Consider the following 15,789-nt stretch of genomic DNA (forward strand, 5'->3'; position numbering starts at 1 on the left):
TGCGCCCGAAACCGTTAAGAAAATGAGTGTTGTAGAACAGATTAAAAAGGCAGCTGCAAGTACCATAACAGCATTATATGAAATACCTGTACAACCGGCGGATGTATTGGTGAATGCTACCAAACCGGAATTTGAAGGTGATTATACAGTGGTGCTTTTTGCATTGGTGAAACAACTCAAAAAATCACCTGACGCCTTGGGTGAAGAGATCGGCAATGCTTTGATCGAAAAATTTCCGGCATTATTCAGTAGCTATAATATCATCAAAGGTTTTTTGAATCTTTCCGTGACAGATGCTTATTGGTTCCGGTTTTTATCTGAGCAACATTCCAATGAAAAATTTGGATTCAACAGTAACACGCAGGAAAAAGTAATGGTAGAGTACTCCTCTCCTAATACCAATAAGCCATTGCATTTGGGTCATCTTCGCAATAATTTTTTAGGGTGGAGTATCGCAGAAATATTAAAGGCAACAGGACATACTGTGGCAAAAACCTGTATTGTCAACGACCGTGGTGTACATATTTGTAAGAGTATGATCGCCTGGCAACGATTTGCCAATGGCGCTACACCTGCCAGCACAGGTATGAAAGGTGATCATTTTGTAGGTGATTATTATGTAAAATTCAATGACGCTTATAAAAAAGAAATCGACGAACTGGTAGCTTCCGGCATGAGCAAAGAGCTGGCTGAAAAAGAAGCCCCGATCATGAAAGATACCCAACAGATGTTGATTGATTGGGAAGCCGGCAAACCTGAAGTGATGGAATTATGGAGAACGATGAATGGCTGGGTATATGAAGGCTTTAACCAAACCTATCAGCGTATCGGAAGTGATTTTGATAAGACCTATTATGAAAGCAACACCTATCTGCTGGGAAAAGACTTGGTAGAAACCGGTTTGGCAAAAGGCGTCTTTTTTCAAAAAGAAGATGGTAGTGTTTGGATCGATTTAACAGCTGATGGATTGGATGAAAAACTGGTTCGAAGAAAAGATGGCACATCCGTATACATTACACAGGATATTGGACTGGCAGAGCAAAAACAAAAAGAATTCAATGCACAGCAAAGTATATATGTGGTAGGTGATGAACAGAACTATCACTTCAAAGTACTGAAACTGATTTGTCAGAAATTACAATTACCCTCTGCAGATGGTATTTATCACTTGAGCTATGGCATGGTAGAATTACCATCCGGCAAAATGAAGAGCCGAGAAGGTACTGTGGTGGATGCTGATGACCTAGTGGAGGAAATGGTAAATATTGCCAGACAAAAAACAGAAGAACTCGGTAAAGTAAAAGATTTCACCGCTGAAGAATTAAAAGAGCTTTATGATATTATTGGACTAGGTGCTCTTAAATTTTTCTTGCTGCGTGTAGATCCTAAAAAGAAAATGATCTTCAATCCCGAAGAAAGCATCGACTTCCATGGATTCACGGGGCCGTTTATCCAGTATACACATGCGAGGATCAAGAGCATTCTGAGAAAAAATACCATGGACCATGGACCATGGACCATGGACCATAGTTTGCTCAAACTAGAAAAAGAACTCCTCCTCACCCTCGAACAATTCCCAACCGTACTCAACGAATCCGCTTCAGAACATGATCCATCGAAAGTGGCGATCTATGTGTTCAATTTGGCAAAAACCTTCAATTCATTTTATACCGAACATTCGATTGCCAATGCAGAGCATGAGGAGAAAAAAAGGTTGAGACTGGCTTTATCACAGTTAACGGCGCAGACGCTGAAAAATGGGATGTCTGTATTGGGAATTAGGGTACCGGAACGAATGTAACCGTAAATTTATATAGCAATTAAAAAACCCAGATTTAAGTCTGGGTTTTTGTGCGGAAGAGGAGATTCGAACTCCCACGCCCGGTAAAAGGCGCTACCACCTCAAGGTAGTGCGTCTACCAATTTCGCCACCTCCGCGGGTAATAGGGTCGCAAATATACAGGTAATAAAGAAAATAGAAAGCCTATAGTCTTAAGAATTTTTAAGCATTTACAAAGAAGCGGAAGGCTCGGATCACTTCTTTTGGACTTTCTTTTCTATTACTCTCCACCAAACAAAAGGGAGGTTAATTTTGTAGCTTCACCTTATATTGTAAAAAAATAAGTATGCAATCTGATATAAAATGTCCGAATTGTGGACATGAGTTTGATATAGAAAACGTGTTATCTGCCGAATTAGAACAGAAGTACCAAAAGGAATTTCAGGAAAAACTCAATTCTTCATTACAAAACATCGAAGAAGAAAAGAAACGTCTTGCAGAAGAGCAAAAACAATTTGAGGAAAAGAGAAAAAGAGAAAATGAAATTTTTGCTCAGAAATTGGCCCAGGAAAAGCTTAGAATTACAACAGAAGTTCAGGAAACAGTAAAAAAAGATATTGCAAATGAATATGAAAACAGATTAAAACTATTACAAGAAGCAGACAAAGAAAAAGAAGAGAAACTCAAAGAAGCGCGTAAAAAAGAACTGGAGTTTCTGCAAAAAGAACAAGAGCTCAAAACTAAAGAACAAGAACTTGAGCTTTCGCTACAAAGAAAATTGATAGAAGAAAGAGAACGAATAAGGGAGCAACTTGCTAAAGAAGAAATTGAGAAATCAAATCTTAAGGAGCAAGAATTTCTACTCAGACTTAAAGAAAAAGATAAGCAAATCGAAGACCAGAAAAAGCTGGTAGAAGAAATGCGTCGCAAATCTGAGCAAGGAAGTATGCAACTGCAAGGTGAGGTTCAAGAGCTCATGCTGGAATCATTATTGCAAACCACTTTCCCCTTTGATAAGATTGAAGAAGTAGGCAAGGGTGTTCGTGGAGCAGATTGTATTCAAACGGTGAGAAATCAATTCGGCAATGAAGCGGGTAAAATCATCTATGAGAGTAAACGGACCAAAGATTTTGCCAATGACTGGATCGAGAAATTAAAAACCGATATGCGCAATCTGGGTGCCGATGTTGCGGTGATCGTAACGCAAACACTACCCAAAGACATGGATCGCTTTGGAGAAAAAGATGGTGTATACATCTGTACATTCAATGAAGTAAGAAGTGTAGCGCTCTTGTTGAGAAATGCTTTACTAAAAATTGCAGACGCTAAAAAAAGCCAGGAAAACAAAGGCGATAAAATGGTGATGCTCTATGATTATCTCATCGGTTCTGAATTTAGTGAGCAATGGAAAGCTATTCGAGAAGGCTTTATGACCATGAAACTGAGCATCCAAAAAGAAAGAGATGCGATGGAAAAACTTTGGAAAGCCAGAGAAAAGCAGTTGGAAAAAGTATTACTCAATGCAGCGCATATCAAAGGTTCTATTGAAGGTATTGCCGGCGCCGATGCTGTGAATCTTAATTTATTGGAAGACAATGATCCATTAATACTTGAGTAATTTATTCGGACATATCAGCAAAACAGGAGAAGCAGAAAAACCCTCCAAAAAGAAACCCATCTTTCCCGTCAATGATGAATTGAGACGATACCTCACGCAATACAGCAGAGAAGTAAAACTACCGGTTAGTTATCGAGACTTACAACGATATACCTACTCTGTTCCATTAAAAGACCGACAAGGAAATGATACTTCATGGGAGAAGGTTTCTTATGATATGCATGAATGGAATCATCTACGTGAAAACCTGGTTCGTATCTATGCCATTCTCAAAACGGAAGGTGATATGAGCTATATCAATCACCTGGATGTAGCCAGAATAGACTTCTGTTATTTTGGCAACAGTCAGCCATTTCGAATTCGCATTGTCAATAAATTCAACGACAACTACGATCATTATTACATCAAACAAGCAGATGCTAGTCGCGTGTATGGCCTAGAGTTGGAACATCTTCTCTCTCCTAACCGTATGACCTATTTTACAGATAGAGACACTTTAATCGAAGAGCATATTCCCGGTATCCCCGGAGATATTTTCATCCAAGAACATTTACACAGCAACAATACCAATCTCATTCGTCTGGCAAAAGAGTTTGTGAAATTCAATGAACGATGCTTTGTACAATTATTGGGTGATATGCGCTCTTATAATTTTGTAGTAAACATCATTCCCGATATTGAGGATTTCCAATACCGAATTCGTGCGATTGACTTTGATCAACAATCGTATGAGGGAAGAAAAAATTTATACCTACCGCAATTTTTTAAAGAAAATAGCGCATTGGTAGATATAGTATTAAAGCATCTCAATACAGACTCTATTGCTCAATACCAGGCAGAAGAAAGAACCATGATGACTTATCGACTAGTCTCTTCCAGATATCGCATCAAAGAGTTGTTGGATATTATGAGTAAAGACACGATATCTACACCGGAAAAATTATTGCAGTTAAAAACGGAATTATCCTTTCACTTCAAAGCAGGTGCTTCCTTTTCCAAAGCCCGTACCATGGGGCAATTGGTCAAACGACAATTGAAACAGACTTTACAGAATAACTTATTACTGATCCCAAAAACAAAAAGCAAGTTTGATGATTAACGAAATACCTTAATGGAACGCAGATTATCATGATCAATCATGATGATCTGCGTTCTATTAAGAGGCTAAGAATAAGTATGATTTACCCAACACAAAGTCAATTCATTCATTAAACGATAATCCAGTTGCAACGCCATATCTATTTCATTTTTTTGAAAAGAGACATCGATCTTTCCTTGTAATTCATTAGGCATCTGCCAGATTCTTAACACTTCACTAAAATCTACATCCCCATTACCCCACCATTTGAACATGGCTTCTTTGGCACTCCACAACAAGGTGAGCAATTGAACCCTGTCAATAGTTGTACGATCAACCATTTGTAGTTCCTCAGGATGCAGAAATTTATGTTTGATTTTTTCAACACGAGGTGTGAGTAGTTCAACATCAATGCCTACCCTTTCTGTTTTACTCACAATAGCTGCTGCAAAATTTCCGCAGTGAGAAATGGAAAAATGGTATTGTTCGTTGGGAAGAAAAGGCTTTCGTGTATCCGCAATTTCTATCAGCTCAGCCGGGAAATCAGGAAAAAGATACCCCAACAGATAGCGTCCGGCCAAATGCTGTAAACGTTTTTGCGGATGCATGATCTCTTTTTTGAGTGAAACCTTTTCCAGAAAAAAAGATTCCGCTTCGCTGATCTCCCATACCGCTAAACGAGTATCTTGGTTGATATCTTGTTGATAAAACAAAGGCACGGCGAATGTTTGCGTTTTAGATTGCAGATTTAAGATTTATTTGCATCCCAACCCAAAAAACTAACAAAGAATGATTCTGACCGATAAGCGCATATTAGAGGAAATGGACAAAGGCACCATCAAAATTGAACCCTACAACCGTGCCGATCTGGGCAGTAATAGTTACGATGTGCATCTGGGAAAAACACTAGCAGTATATGTAGATGATGTACTGGATGCAAAAAAGCACAATAAGATTGAATACTTTGATATACCGGATGAAGGTTATGTACTAGAACCACATAAATTTTATTTGGGTGTAACACTTGAATACACAGAAACACACGCACACGTACCTTTTTTGGAAGGCAAGTCTTCCACAGGCAGATTGGGTATCGACATTCACGCTACTGCCGGAAAAGGTGATGTAGGTTTTTGTGGCAACTGGACCCTAGAGATTTCTTGCAAGCAACCCGTTCGTGTATACCATGGCATGCCCATCGGACAACTCATCTATTTCCCTGTTGAAGGAGAGATTGAAGTAAAATACAACCAAAAATCCAACGCCAAATACAGCGGACAACCGAATAAGCCGGTGGAGAGCATGATGTGGAAGAATTCGTTTTGAGTGGGGGGATGCCGGGTGAAAAGTGAAAGGTGAAAAGTGAAAGGAATCATGTTTCACCTTTCACTTTTCACTTTTGAATTTTGAATTTTGACTTCTCACTTTCAATTCAACTTCCAAATCGCAGCATTCAATAACAACGCAAAACTTACCCACGAAATATAAGGCACCAGTAGCCATGCTGCTGTTTTAGAGTGTTTCGCAAAATATAGGATGCTCAATAGAATCAGTATCCAGAGTGCGATCATTTCAATCAATGCCCATCCGGTAGCATGTAATCCGAAGAAAATAAATGACCAGCAAAAATTCAAAATGAATTGCAGGATGAATAATTGTAAGGCTTTATTTCTTTCCTTGGATACAGGCTGTTTCCAGATCAAGTAAACACTAATACCCATCAATACATACAACGTAGTCCATACGGGACCAAATAACCAATTCGGTGGATTGAATGATGGTTTATTAAGCGTGGCATACCAATTGGGAATTTCATTCACGGTTACCAATCCACCTACAGATCCCAACAACACACAAAGTGCGATGGAACTGATCAATTTGATGCTATTAGATCTTTTCATATTTTTTTAGATAAGCCATTAATAAACCAATCACTTCATTATAACTACGCACACCCGCATCTTGATTATTGAATTTTAAATATTGATCATACAGATCATTCATGGCAGGTGCAATATTGTTGCGGCGTTGCTGAAAAAATTCGCGTATTTCTTTACGATCCTTTCGAACCAATGTATCCAATCTGGTTCGATTCTGAACAATGATCTCACCAAACCTGGTAGAATCAGTTGCTGAAGCCAATAACATCAACTCTTCTCCTTGTGCATAGCTAAACAATTCATTAAAAGCTGAATAACGGAAATAAGGATCTTGGGTTGATAAAGCAGCCAAAAATCCTACAAAATTGGCTTCACTCTCACTGGCATAGCCTAACTGATGACCGATCTCATGGCAGGATACGAATGGAACCATTACCCGAGGTATATCCGAACGCACTTGCCCTTCACCCGAAAACGGGTTATAGTACCCTGTGAAGGATATCCAATCAGCAATAGGCGTAAAAAGACTGGATTTGAGGGATCGTTGGGTATAGTTCAGGAAAAAGTACTGGTCAGACAATCGGCTATATCCTATTCCTGCCATTCGGAAAATACTATCAACCGGTGGTGCCGGCAACACAGTATCTGGTAATCGTAAACGGCAGGCATTAAGGCTATCAATCAATCGATTGGTGAGTTGAATCACTTCTTCGGTCTCGTATTTGGGTTTGGATAGTTGTAATTGGTAAGCAATCCCCAAACGATCATAGTTCAAACCCCATAAAAGTCTGAAAATGATATAGATAGATAATAATTTACTCAATAAGTTCAGTCCGATCGGAAGAATGGAGTAGCGATTCAATTGTCCCTTGGCTAGTTGGATGATAAAACGGATAAGTCCAACTATCAGACTGATAATGAATAAGATATACAAAATATCCCCCACACTGAAAGGCACCCATTTTGTGATGGCCCTTAAAACATTCGATATACCTTTATAAATACCGGTACTATACCCATTTTCGATGATGGTAGGAAAATAGCCGATAATATGTAGTACTAAGGCAACGAAAAACAGCCATGCCGGTTTGATCCAGATCAACGGGGATAATTTTTTGCCTTGATTCATGGTTACAAATATGAGATTTCCTCTTGATTCAGGTCTGTTGATAAGTAGAAACCCTTGAAAGGCAATTTTCTCTTGGCATTTACGCCATTATGGACTACCTTTGCAAGCCCTTAAAAATCGGTTATGAGTCATCGGCGGGAATACGAGATAGCTTTTGTGGGTTTAAAACCGGGGACTCATGTATACGAATACCGTATTGAGGACAAGTTCTTTACAAGTTATGGAGAGCAGGATTTTAACAACTGTATCGCGAATATTAAATTGAGTTTGGAGAAGAATAACAACTTCATGCAACTCAGGTTTGATATTGATGGAACATTGGAAACTTCTTGCGACAGATGTGGTAATCAACTGCCATTAGAGCTTTGGGACGAATTCAACATCATTGTAAAAATGGTGGATGATCCCGAGATCATGAATGAGCAAGAAGAAGATCCTGATGTATATTATATCAGTCGCGGAGAAAGCCATCTGTACCTGAGTGATTGGATCTATGAATTCATCAATCTCAGTATTCCGCTCCAGAAAATGTGTAAAGAAAGTGAAGTGGGTGGTCCACAGTGTAATAAAGAAGTGTTAGAGAAATTGAAGAAAATGGAAGAAGAAGCACAGAAAGACCAACACAAAACAGTTTGGAAGGGATTAGAGAAATTTAAAGACTTAGAATAAACATTATTGATACTCTAAAATTCGAGATATGCCGAATCCTAAACGCAGACATTCACAGCAGCGCAGCGCAAAGAGAAGAACGCACTACGTAGCACAGGAAGTTACATTGAGCAAAGACAGCACCACAGGTGAAACACACGTACGCCATCGTGCACACGTGAGCGAAGGCAAATTGTTCTATAAAGGTAAATTGGTAGCTGAGAAAGCTCCATTGAAAGCATAATCCTTTTAGTACAGTTTAACCAAGCTTACCGCGCATGAATATTGGCATAGACATGATGGGTGGAGATTTTGCACCGCTGGAAGCGGTGAAGGGACTGAAACTTTATCTGTCTACCAGTACACCTGCTGCTTCACTATATTTAATAGGTGATGAAACACTGGTCAATCCTCTATTGGAGGAACACCAGGTTACATCACCTAATTTACATTTGGTACATGCCCCGGAAGTCATCGGATATCATGAACACCCCACCAAAGCATTGAAAGAAAAGCAACGTTCTTCTATTGCGATTGGGTTTCATTTACTCGCAACCGGAAAAATAGACGCTTTCATCAGTGCCGGAAATACCGGTGCTATGTTGGTGGGAGCCATGTACAGTATTAAGCCTATTGCAGGCGTAGCACGACCTACTATTTCCACCATCATTCCCAAATTAAAAGGTGGAACCGGTTTATTGGTGGATGTGGGATTGAATGCAGATTGTAAACCTGAACAACTCAATCAATTTGCCTTATTGGGAAGTTTATATGCCCAGCACATTCTCAATATCAACAATCCTTCTGTTGGATTAATGAATGTAGGAGAAGAAGAAGGCAAAGGCAATATTCTGGCACAAGCCACCTACCCTCTCTTAAAAGAAAATACACAGATCCATTTCATCGGAAACATTGAAGGTCGAGATATCTTCCAGGATAAGGCTGATGTAATGGTTTGTGATGGTTTTACGGGTAATATCATCCTCAAACTAGCCGAGTCGCTATATGATATTGCCGTGGAACGCAACCTCTCTTCAGACAGCTATTTCAGTCGTTTTCATTATGAAAATTATGGTGGCACACCGGTATTGGGTGTAGCCAAGCCAGTGATCATTGGTCATGGTATCAGTAATGATAAAGCTTTCATGAATATGATTGCATTGGCGGAGAAAATGATTCAGACCGACCTCTGCGGTAAGATGACCAATAGTTTTAGCGCTTAAATCCTATTTATTTATTGCCACTGACACAGAAGACCACAGAAAAGGCTTCAGTGCCCCTCTGTGTCCTCTCCTAAGGGAGTCCTTTGGACAGTGGCAACCCATTTTCCATCACGAATTACAACCGCTCATCATTTTCAAAGAGTCACTGGAAATCGGCCATATATAGCCTATTCATCTGATAATCAATAAGTAATAAGTTAACTAAGCTATTTTGCAACAGATATTACTTTCCTAAAGATGGTACTATGTGTTGCATAGTACCAAAAGTTGACTTATCTTTGATCTATTAAATTAAAAAACACAACGTTATGAAAAAGTTACTCAACAACATCCAGATTTTTGCGATGATCGCTTTGATCCCTGCTATTACATTTGCTTATTTGCACACAGATAAAGCCACTACTGAAGAAGAAACAGAAAAAACAGAAATTGTACGCAAAGGAATCAATATCCAGGATGCAGGAAGCATGATCCATTTAGTGAAAAGCTTCTAATCCAACAGATATGATTCAACAACGTACATCGCTGCAGATCAATAAGGGCAGTGGTGTTACAAAGTACTGCTAAGTACATCACTACCCTTTTCGCTATCGTTTATTCACATATTCGCGTTAAATACGGTTGAACTGTTCAACAGCCGTTGCAAAACTTTACCTTTGCACAAACAAATGTTAGTTTTAGCATGTGGTTGAATAATATCCTCGAAACGATAGGCAATACCCCCCTGATCAAACTTAATAAAGTAGCAAAAGAGATTCCTGCCACCGTGCTGGCCAAGGTTGACTATTTCAATCCCGGCAACTCTATCAAAGACCGTATGGCTTTGAAAATGGTGGAAGTAGCCGAAAAAGAAGGCAAACTCAAACCCGGAGGTACGATCATTGAAGGTACCAGTGGAAATACAGGTATGGGACTGGCATTAGCTGCTTGTGTCAAAGGATACAAATGCATTTTTGTTACTACCGATAAACAATCCAAAGAAAAAGTAGACATCCTCAAAGCAGTAGGTGCTGAAGTCATTGTTTGTCCTACCAATGTTCTCCCCGAAGATCCCCGTAGTTATTATAGTGTCGCAAAAAGATTGGGACAAGAAATTCCCAATTCAATGTACATGAACCAATACGATAATTTGGCGAATCGTCAGGCACATTACGAAACCACAGGACCTGAAATCTGGGAACAGACAGAAGGAAAAATCACCCACTTTGTTTGTACTGCAGGAACTGGCGGAACCATCACCGGAACTGCGATGTACTTGAAAGAAAAAAATCCCAACATCAAAGTTTGGGCTGTAGATGTGTACGGCTCATTGCTGACGAAATATTTTAAGACCGGTGAGATTGATATGAATGAAGTGCATCCTTATATCTCTGAAGGATTTGGTGAAGATTTTGTTCCCGGCAACTATGATATGAGTGTGATCGATGAATTTGTTCAAGTTACAGATAAAGATGGTGCAGTGATGGCACGTCGTATTGCCAAAGAAGAAGGAATGTTTTGTGGATACAGTGCCGGCAGTTGCTTACAAGGTTTGATGCAATTGAAAGCGAGTCTGACCAAAGATGACGTAGTGGTCTGCGTATTCCATGATCATGGCAGCAGATATGTAGGCAAAGTGTATAATGACCAGTGGATGATGGAACGCGGCTTCTTAGATGTGAAAACGTTTAAAGACATCGTAAATGGAAGAGGCGGACAAAAACTCATCACCGTATCTCCTGAACATACGGTTGCAGATGCGGTGGAGTTGATGAAAAAATATGATATCGAACAAATACCGGTATTGAAAGATGGTGAATTGAAAGGTTCATTGAGTGAAGGCGGACTGTTTCAAAAAATATTCAGCAATCCGGAATTGAAAGATGCCACTGTTGCCAGTGTAATAGAACATCCCTACCCTGTTGTAGATTTCCTGACACCGGTTGAAAAAATTGGCACACTCATCAACAAAGAAAATGGCGCAGTGTTAGCGAAAGATGAAAAAGGAGATTTCCATATCATCACGAAGTATGATGTGATACAGAGTTTGGCGAAATAAAAGTATAGTTCCGAGAGAAAAGCCCTGCATGTAATGATGACAGGGCTTTTTTATACAAAGTTTTAAAGAATATCTTTACCATGATATAAATACAAACACAATGCTTTCGATTAAACATGAAGTATTTCTTGAAGTAGCGAAACAAAAGAGTTTCTCGAAAGCAAGCCAACAATTGTTCATCTCACAACCTGCCATCAGCAAGCACATCAAAAATCTTGAAGAACAATACTCCACAAGGCTCTTTGAAAGAAAAGGCATGGGTATTGAACTCACAGATGCGGGAAAATTACTACTAGAAAAAATTACAGAAGTAAAAGCCATCCAGGAAGAAACGGAATTTGAATTATCGAATATTAAGGATCTATTACAAGTTAAAGGCACTTTAAAACTGGGAGCCAGTACAACAGTTGCCTTGTACATACTTCCCAAAGTGCTGTCTGCGTTTCATAATCGCTATCCACAAATCATCATCAATCTTCTGAATCGAAATACAGAGATTGTACTGCAGGCTTTATTAAATGAAGAAATTAATTTGGGAATTGTAGAAGGACGTTCCAAGCTAACACAAGTTACACACCGACCTTTTATCACCGATAAAGTCGTTGCTGTTTGTAGTAAGAAAAGTTCGATTGCTAAGAAAAAACAATATGATATTGAAGATATCCGGTCATTACCGCTTGCATTGAGAGAAGCCGGAAGCGGAACCCTTGCTGCATTGCGTTCAGCGCTTGATAAGAAAAAAATTAAACTGAATGCATTACAAATCAAAGCCAGACTCGGAGGCACAGAAGCATTGAAGAATTTTCTGGTAGAATCCGATCTACTCGGCTTTCTGCCACGCCGATCTGTTTTAAAAGAATTGGAACAAGGTGATTTGGTAGAAATTCCATTTACCGGATTACAAATCGAAAGAAACTTCTATTTCATTGAAAGAAAGGGTGAAAAGAGCGAACTCAATAGCATTTTTATAAAAATCGCTGAAAAATTGTATAACTTATAGTTATGGCTAATAACTATAACTGATGGTAAAAGTTATAAAACTGCTACTATGTTTGCAGCATGGTACAAGCAACTAATCATATCCAGCCTATTTCTTTGATTACTTTAAAAAGGCTAGCCGCTTTCGTTTCTTATTTAACCGTTCCTGAATACAATGCCCTATTTTCCGGATGGAAAAAACTGTCAGAAAAGAGTTATTCGTTGATTGACAGTAGTATCCCTATGGTTCAAATTGAACTTGAACAGTCATATTTTGATTGATAAGAACTTCACTATTTTGCAGCATGACCATGATTGCAAATAAAACAAGTGATGCTGTCAGTGTAAATAACTCAGCTCACCGTATTGTCTCACTTGTGCCTTCACAAACAGAATTACTGTATGATTTAGGTTTGAATGATGAAGTCGTGGGTATTACCAAATTCTGTATCCATCCCAATCATTGGTTCAGAAATAAAACCAGAATCGGTGGTACAAAAGATGTAAAATTCGATCGTGCAAAAGCATTGTCTCCTACACTGATCATTGCGAATAAAGAAGAAAATGTAAAGGAACAGGTAGAAGCGTTAGCAGCAATCGCACCTGTTTACACTTCAGATATCAGCACATTAGAAGATGCTTATCACATGATACATGAGATCGGCAAAATCACCCATACAAATTCAAAAGCAGAAGAAATCATTGAAAAAATAAAAGCAGGTTTTGTACTGCTTACGGAAGAACTGAATCAACAAACTCCAAAAACTTGTTTATACTTGATCTGGAAAGATCCTTACATGTCGGTTGGTGCAGACACATTTATTCATGACATGATGTTACATTGCAGACTTGAGAATGTATTGATCCATGAAACAAGATATCCTACCCTCAGCATAGAAAAAATTCAACAATTGGCTCCGGAAATCATCTTACTATCATCGGAACCCTATCCATTTAAAGAAAAACATATTGCAGAATTACAAGCCTATCTTCCGCAAACAAGCATCCTGCTTGTAGATGGAGAAATGTTCAGTTGGTATGGCAGCAGATTACAGCATTCACCCGCCTATTTCTGCGGCTTATGGAATACAATCAACAGTTCATCCACAAGACCAAAAAGCTAACGAACGTTTGCGGATTCTAAAGTATCTTGCCGCCAGTTTGTTAGTATGCGGCTTGGAGCTTGCAGCTTGCAGCTAATAGTCCATGGCCCATGGTAAGAAATCATGAGATAAGCCTATATTCTTGGACACTAAATATTAAAATCAATCAAGAAAAAAAATCAACCATGAAAAAGTACAGAGCCGGGGTATTATTTGGAGAAGAATTAGAAGCATTGTATAATGATGCAAAAGATAATCAGTTTGCATTACCAGCGGTGAATACCATTGGTACCAATACGATCAATGCTACATTGGAAACAGCTGCTAAAGTAAATTCTCCGGTAATCATCCAGTTCTCAAATGGTGGTGCACAATTCGTTGCCGGGAAGGGTATGCCGAACGATGCATTGCAAGGAAACATTTCCGGTGGTATTTCCGGTGCTTTACATATCCACAACGTGGCAAAATACTATGGCGTTCCTGTGGTATTGCATACAGACCATGCCGCAAAGAAATGGCTGCCATGGGTGAGCGGTTTGATCGATGCCGGTGAACAGTTTTATAAAGAGAAAGGTCAACCATTATTCAGTTCTCATATGTTGGATCTTTCTGAAGAACCGATTGAAGAAAATATCCACACATCTGTTGAATTTTATAAGCGCATGGCTCCATTGGGCATGAGCATCGAAATAGAACTAGGTGTAACAGGTGGCGAAGAAGATGGTGTTGACAATAGTGGCATTGAAAACGATAAACTCTATACCCAACCACAACATGTGGCTTATGCTTATACTGAACTTAGCAAAGTAGGCAAGCTGTTTACAGTTGCTGCTGCTTTTGGTAATGTGCATGGGGTATATAGTCCGGGTAACGTAGAACTTCGTCCCGAAATCCTGAACAATAGCCAGCTCTTTATCGAACAGGAACTGAAAACAGGACCTAAGCCTGTATACTTTGTATTCCATGGAGGAAGTGGGTCACCACAACACCAAATCCGTGAAGCCATCGGTTATGGCGCCATCAAAATGAATATCGATACGGATCTTCAATGGGCATTCTGGGAAGGTATTAAAGACTTCTACAAAAAGAATGAAGCCTACCTGCAAGGACAACTAGGCAATCCCGAAGGAGCCGATAAACCCAATAAAAAATTCTACGACCCCCGCGTATGGCTCCGCAAAGCCGAAGAAAACTTTGCAAAACGCCTGGAAGTAGCGTTTGAGGATTTGAACTGTATTAATAGGAACGCTTAGTAGTTAATAGTCAATGGTCCATAGACCATAGTAGGAAATGATTTTTTTACTCTGGACTATGGACCATTAACCATGGACTATGACCCCATTACCCACTAATTCCCTATCTTAGCCGCCCAATCTATTGCCCCGTTATGAAAAAAGAACGTGAAGAAGATTTTGAAGCAAATTTAACCGGAGAAGGTCCACAGGGAGATGATGCCAAACCACGTTGGTTCAAGCGTATACGCAAAGGCATTCTGACTTCTACTGCTGATAAAAAAGAAACCCCCGAAGGACTCTGGAACAAATGTCCGGAATGTAATTATATCTGTACCACTACAGAACTGGCTGAAAATCTATATGTATGTCCGAAGTGTAATCACCACCACCGAATTGGTAGTGCGGATTATTATGACTTCCTTTTTGATAACAACGAATACATCGAACTTTTTGATCAAATCAAAAGTAAGGATGCACTCGGATTCACCGATCTGAAGCCTTATCAGAAACGTCTGGATGAAATTCATGCCAAGACCGATCTGAAAGACTCCATGCGCGTAGCTACCGGTAAAGTGGATGGAGAAGGTTTTGTAATTGCGTGTATGGACTTTGAATTCATTGGTGGTTCTTTGGGAAGTGTGATGGGTGAGAAATTCAGTCGCGCAGTAGATTATTGTATTGAACACAAACTACCCTACCTCGTCATCAGTAAAAGTGGTGGTGCACGTATGATGGAAAGTGCTTTCAGTCTGATGCAGTTAGCCAAGACCAGTGGCAAGCTCTCTCAATTGAGCGATGCGGGTCTCCCCTATATTTCATTACTCACCGACCCAACTTTTGGTGGCATTTCCGCCAGCTTTGGTATGCTGGGCGATCTGAATATCGCTGAACCCGGCGCACTGATTGGTTTCGCAGGTCCACGTGTCATCAAAGAAACCATCAAAAGAGATCTACCGGAAGGCTTCCAAAGAAGTGAATTCTTATTAGAACATGGATTCCTCGACTTTATTGTAGAGAGAAAACAACTGAAACAGAAACTGGCACAACTAGCCATGCACTTCAGAAAATAAGGGCTCCTT

The 15,789-nt window shown here is 39.6% G+C and carries 16 protein-coding genes and 1 tRNA gene; 13 read left to right on the forward strand and 4 right to left on the reverse strand.

Annotated features, from left to right (window positions below; all coding sequences use genetic code 11):
* Positions 1-22: 22 nt before the first annotated feature.
* Positions 23-1,801, forward strand: coding sequence for an arginine--tRNA ligase (gene argS, locus ACTIEV_RS00895; RefSeq protein WP_439515889.1), 1,779 nt, complete (start codon positions 23-25; stop codon positions 1,799-1,801).
* Positions 1,802-1,852: 51 nt separating this feature from the next.
* On the opposite strand, the gene ACTIEV_RS00900 is transcribed toward argS, so the two are convergent.
* Positions 1,853-1,938, reverse strand: a tRNA-Leu gene (locus ACTIEV_RS00900).
* 188 nt (positions 1,939-2,126) lie between these two features.
* Between ACTIEV_RS00900 and ACTIEV_RS00905 the strand changes: the two genes are divergently transcribed.
* Together ACTIEV_RS00905 and ACTIEV_RS00910 are read left to right on the forward strand one after the other, a co-directional pair.
* The gene (locus ACTIEV_RS00905) at positions 2,127-3,398 is read left to right on the forward strand and encodes a DUF2130 domain-containing protein (protein ID WP_322195746.1); all 1,272 of its coding nucleotides are present in this window, start codon (positions 2,127-2,129) and stop codon (positions 3,396-3,398) included.
* Positions 3,391-4,497 (forward strand): hypothetical protein, encoded by a 1,107-nt coding sequence (locus tag ACTIEV_RS00910; RefSeq protein ID WP_322195747.1) that lies wholly within the window; start codon positions 3,391-3,393, stop codon positions 4,495-4,497. Before ACTIEV_RS00905 ends, ACTIEV_RS00910 begins: the two co-directional genes overlap by 8 nt.
* A gap of 65 nt (positions 4,498-4,562) precedes the next feature.
* On the opposite strand, the gene ACTIEV_RS00915 is transcribed toward ACTIEV_RS00910, so the two are convergent.
* Positions 4,563-5,195 (reverse strand): 4'-phosphopantetheinyl transferase family protein, encoded by a 633-nt coding sequence (locus ACTIEV_RS00915; RefSeq protein WP_322195748.1) that lies wholly within the window; start codon positions 5,193-5,195, stop codon positions 4,563-4,565.
* Positions 5,196-5,265: 70 nt separating this feature from the next.
* On the opposite strand from ACTIEV_RS00915, the gene dcd reads away from it, so the two are divergent.
* Positions 5,266-5,802 (forward strand): dCTP deaminase, encoded by a 537-nt coding sequence (gene dcd / locus ACTIEV_RS00920; protein WP_178887034.1) that lies wholly within the window; start codon positions 5,266-5,268, stop codon positions 5,800-5,802.
* A 101-nt stretch (positions 5,803-5,903) separates the two neighbouring features.
* Here the strand turns inward: dcd and ACTIEV_RS00925 are convergent, their stop codons facing one another.
* Both ACTIEV_RS00925 and ACTIEV_RS00930 read right to left on the reverse strand, forming a co-directional pair.
* Positions 5,904-6,377, reverse strand: a complete 474-nt coding sequence (locus tag ACTIEV_RS00925; protein WP_322195750.1) for a TspO/MBR family protein — start codon at positions 6,375-6,377, stop codon at positions 5,904-5,906.
* Positions 6,364-7,485: a DUF3810 domain-containing protein gene (locus ACTIEV_RS00930; RefSeq protein ID WP_322195751.1), complete on the reverse strand. Its 1,122-nt coding sequence runs from the start codon at positions 7,483-7,485 to the stop codon at positions 6,364-6,366. Before ACTIEV_RS00930 ends, ACTIEV_RS00925 begins: the two co-directional genes overlap by 14 nt.
* Before the next feature lie 123 nt (positions 7,486-7,608).
* Here ACTIEV_RS00930 and ACTIEV_RS00935 point away from each other — a divergent pair, with 123 nt between their 5' ends.
* From ACTIEV_RS00935 to accD, 9 genes are all read left to right on the forward strand, one after another.
* On the forward strand, positions 7,609-8,154 hold the full coding sequence (locus tag ACTIEV_RS00935; RefSeq protein WP_322195752.1) for a YceD family protein: 546 nt from the start codon (positions 7,609-7,611) through the stop codon (positions 8,152-8,154).
* Positions 8,155-8,182: 28 nt separating this feature from the next.
* Complete coding sequence (gene rpmF / locus ACTIEV_RS00940; RefSeq protein WP_078830450.1) at positions 8,183-8,377, forward strand: 50S ribosomal protein L32; 195 nt, start codon at positions 8,183-8,185, stop codon at positions 8,375-8,377.
* 34 nt (positions 8,378-8,411) lie between these two features.
* Positions 8,412-9,356 carry a phosphate acyltransferase PlsX gene (gene plsX / locus ACTIEV_RS00945; protein WP_322195753.1) on the forward strand — a complete coding sequence of 315 codons (945 nt, stop codon included), beginning with the start codon at positions 8,412-8,414 and terminating at the stop codon, positions 9,354-9,356.
* 308 nt (positions 9,357-9,664) lie between these two features.
* Positions 9,665-9,850 (forward strand): hypothetical protein, encoded by a 186-nt coding sequence (locus ACTIEV_RS00950; RefSeq protein ID WP_322195754.1) that lies wholly within the window; start codon positions 9,665-9,667, stop codon positions 9,848-9,850.
* 188 nt (positions 9,851-10,038) lie between these two features.
* The gene (locus ACTIEV_RS00955; protein ID WP_322195755.1) at positions 10,039-11,394 is read left to right on the forward strand and encodes a pyridoxal-phosphate dependent enzyme; all 1,356 of its coding nucleotides are present in this window, start codon (positions 10,039-10,041) and stop codon (positions 11,392-11,394) included.
* Positions 11,395-11,494: 100 nt separating this feature from the next.
* A complete protein-coding gene (locus ACTIEV_RS00960) occupies positions 11,495-12,394 on the forward strand; it encodes a LysR substrate-binding domain-containing protein (protein ID WP_322195757.1) in 900 nt (299 codons plus the stop codon).
* A 283-nt stretch (positions 12,395-12,677) separates the two neighbouring features.
* Positions 12,678-13,496, forward strand: a complete 819-nt coding sequence (locus ACTIEV_RS00965; RefSeq protein ID WP_322195759.1) for an ABC transporter substrate-binding protein — start codon at positions 12,678-12,680, stop codon at positions 13,494-13,496.
* A gap of 164 nt (positions 13,497-13,660) precedes the next feature.
* Positions 13,661-14,728: a class II fructose-bisphosphate aldolase gene (gene fbaA, locus ACTIEV_RS00970; RefSeq protein WP_178887018.1), complete on the forward strand. Its 1,068-nt coding sequence runs from the start codon at positions 13,661-13,663 to the stop codon at positions 14,726-14,728.
* A 134-nt stretch (positions 14,729-14,862) separates the two neighbouring features.
* A complete protein-coding gene (gene accD / locus ACTIEV_RS00975; protein WP_322195760.1) occupies positions 14,863-15,780 on the forward strand; it encodes an acetyl-CoA carboxylase, carboxyltransferase subunit beta in 918 nt (305 codons plus the stop codon).
* The last annotated feature ends 9 nt before the right edge of the window (positions 15,781-15,789 follow it).

It is taken from the genome of Sediminibacterium sp., assembly GCF_051861365.1.
GTDB lineage: Bacteria > Bacteroidota > Bacteroidia > Chitinophagales > Chitinophagaceae > Sediminibacterium.

Excerpts from the sequence above, each read along its gene's own strand:
- accD (WP_322195760.1), top strand. The coding sequence starts at position 14,863 with ATGAAAAAAGAACGTGAAGAAGATTTTGAAGCAAATTTAACCGGAGAA.
- dcd (WP_178887034.1), top strand. The coding sequence starts at position 5,266 with ATGATTCTGACCGATAAGCGCATATTAGAGGAAATGGACAAAGGCACC.
- rpmF (WP_078830450.1), top strand. The coding sequence starts at position 8,183 with ATGCCGAATCCTAAACGCAGACATTCACAGCAGCGCAGCGCAAAGAGA.
- ACTIEV_RS00925 (WP_322195750.1), bottom strand. The coding sequence starts at position 6,377 with ATGAAAAGATCTAATAGCATCAAATTGATCAGTTCCATCGCACTTTGT.
- ACTIEV_RS00965 (WP_322195759.1), top strand. The coding sequence starts at position 12,678 with ATGACCATGATTGCAAATAAAACAAGTGATGCTGTCAGTGTAAATAAC.
- ACTIEV_RS00950 (WP_322195754.1), top strand. The coding sequence starts at position 9,665 with ATGAAAAAGTTACTCAACAACATCCAGATTTTTGCGATGATCGCTTTG.
- ACTIEV_RS00955 (WP_322195755.1), top strand. The coding sequence starts at position 10,039 with ATGTGGTTGAATAATATCCTCGAAACGATAGGCAATACCCCCCTGATC.
- ACTIEV_RS00930 (WP_322195751.1), bottom strand. The coding sequence starts at position 7,485 with ATGAATCAAGGCAAAAAATTATCCCCGTTGATCTGGATCAAACCGGCA.
- ACTIEV_RS00905 (WP_322195746.1), top strand. The coding sequence starts at position 2,127 with ATGCAATCTGATATAAAATGTCCGAATTGTGGACATGAGTTTGATATA.
- plsX (WP_322195753.1), top strand. The coding sequence starts at position 8,412 with ATGAATATTGGCATAGACATGATGGGTGGAGATTTTGCACCGCTGGAA.
- ACTIEV_RS00935 (WP_322195752.1), top strand. The coding sequence starts at position 7,609 with ATGAGTCATCGGCGGGAATACGAGATAGCTTTTGTGGGTTTAAAACCG.
- argS (WP_439515889.1), top strand. The coding sequence starts at position 23 with ATGAGTGTTGTAGAACAGATTAAAAAGGCAGCTGCAAGTACCATAACA.
- ACTIEV_RS00960 (WP_322195757.1), top strand. The coding sequence starts at position 11,495 with ATGCTTTCGATTAAACATGAAGTATTTCTTGAAGTAGCGAAACAAAAG.
- fbaA (WP_178887018.1), top strand. The coding sequence starts at position 13,661 with ATGAAAAAGTACAGAGCCGGGGTATTATTTGGAGAAGAATTAGAAGCA.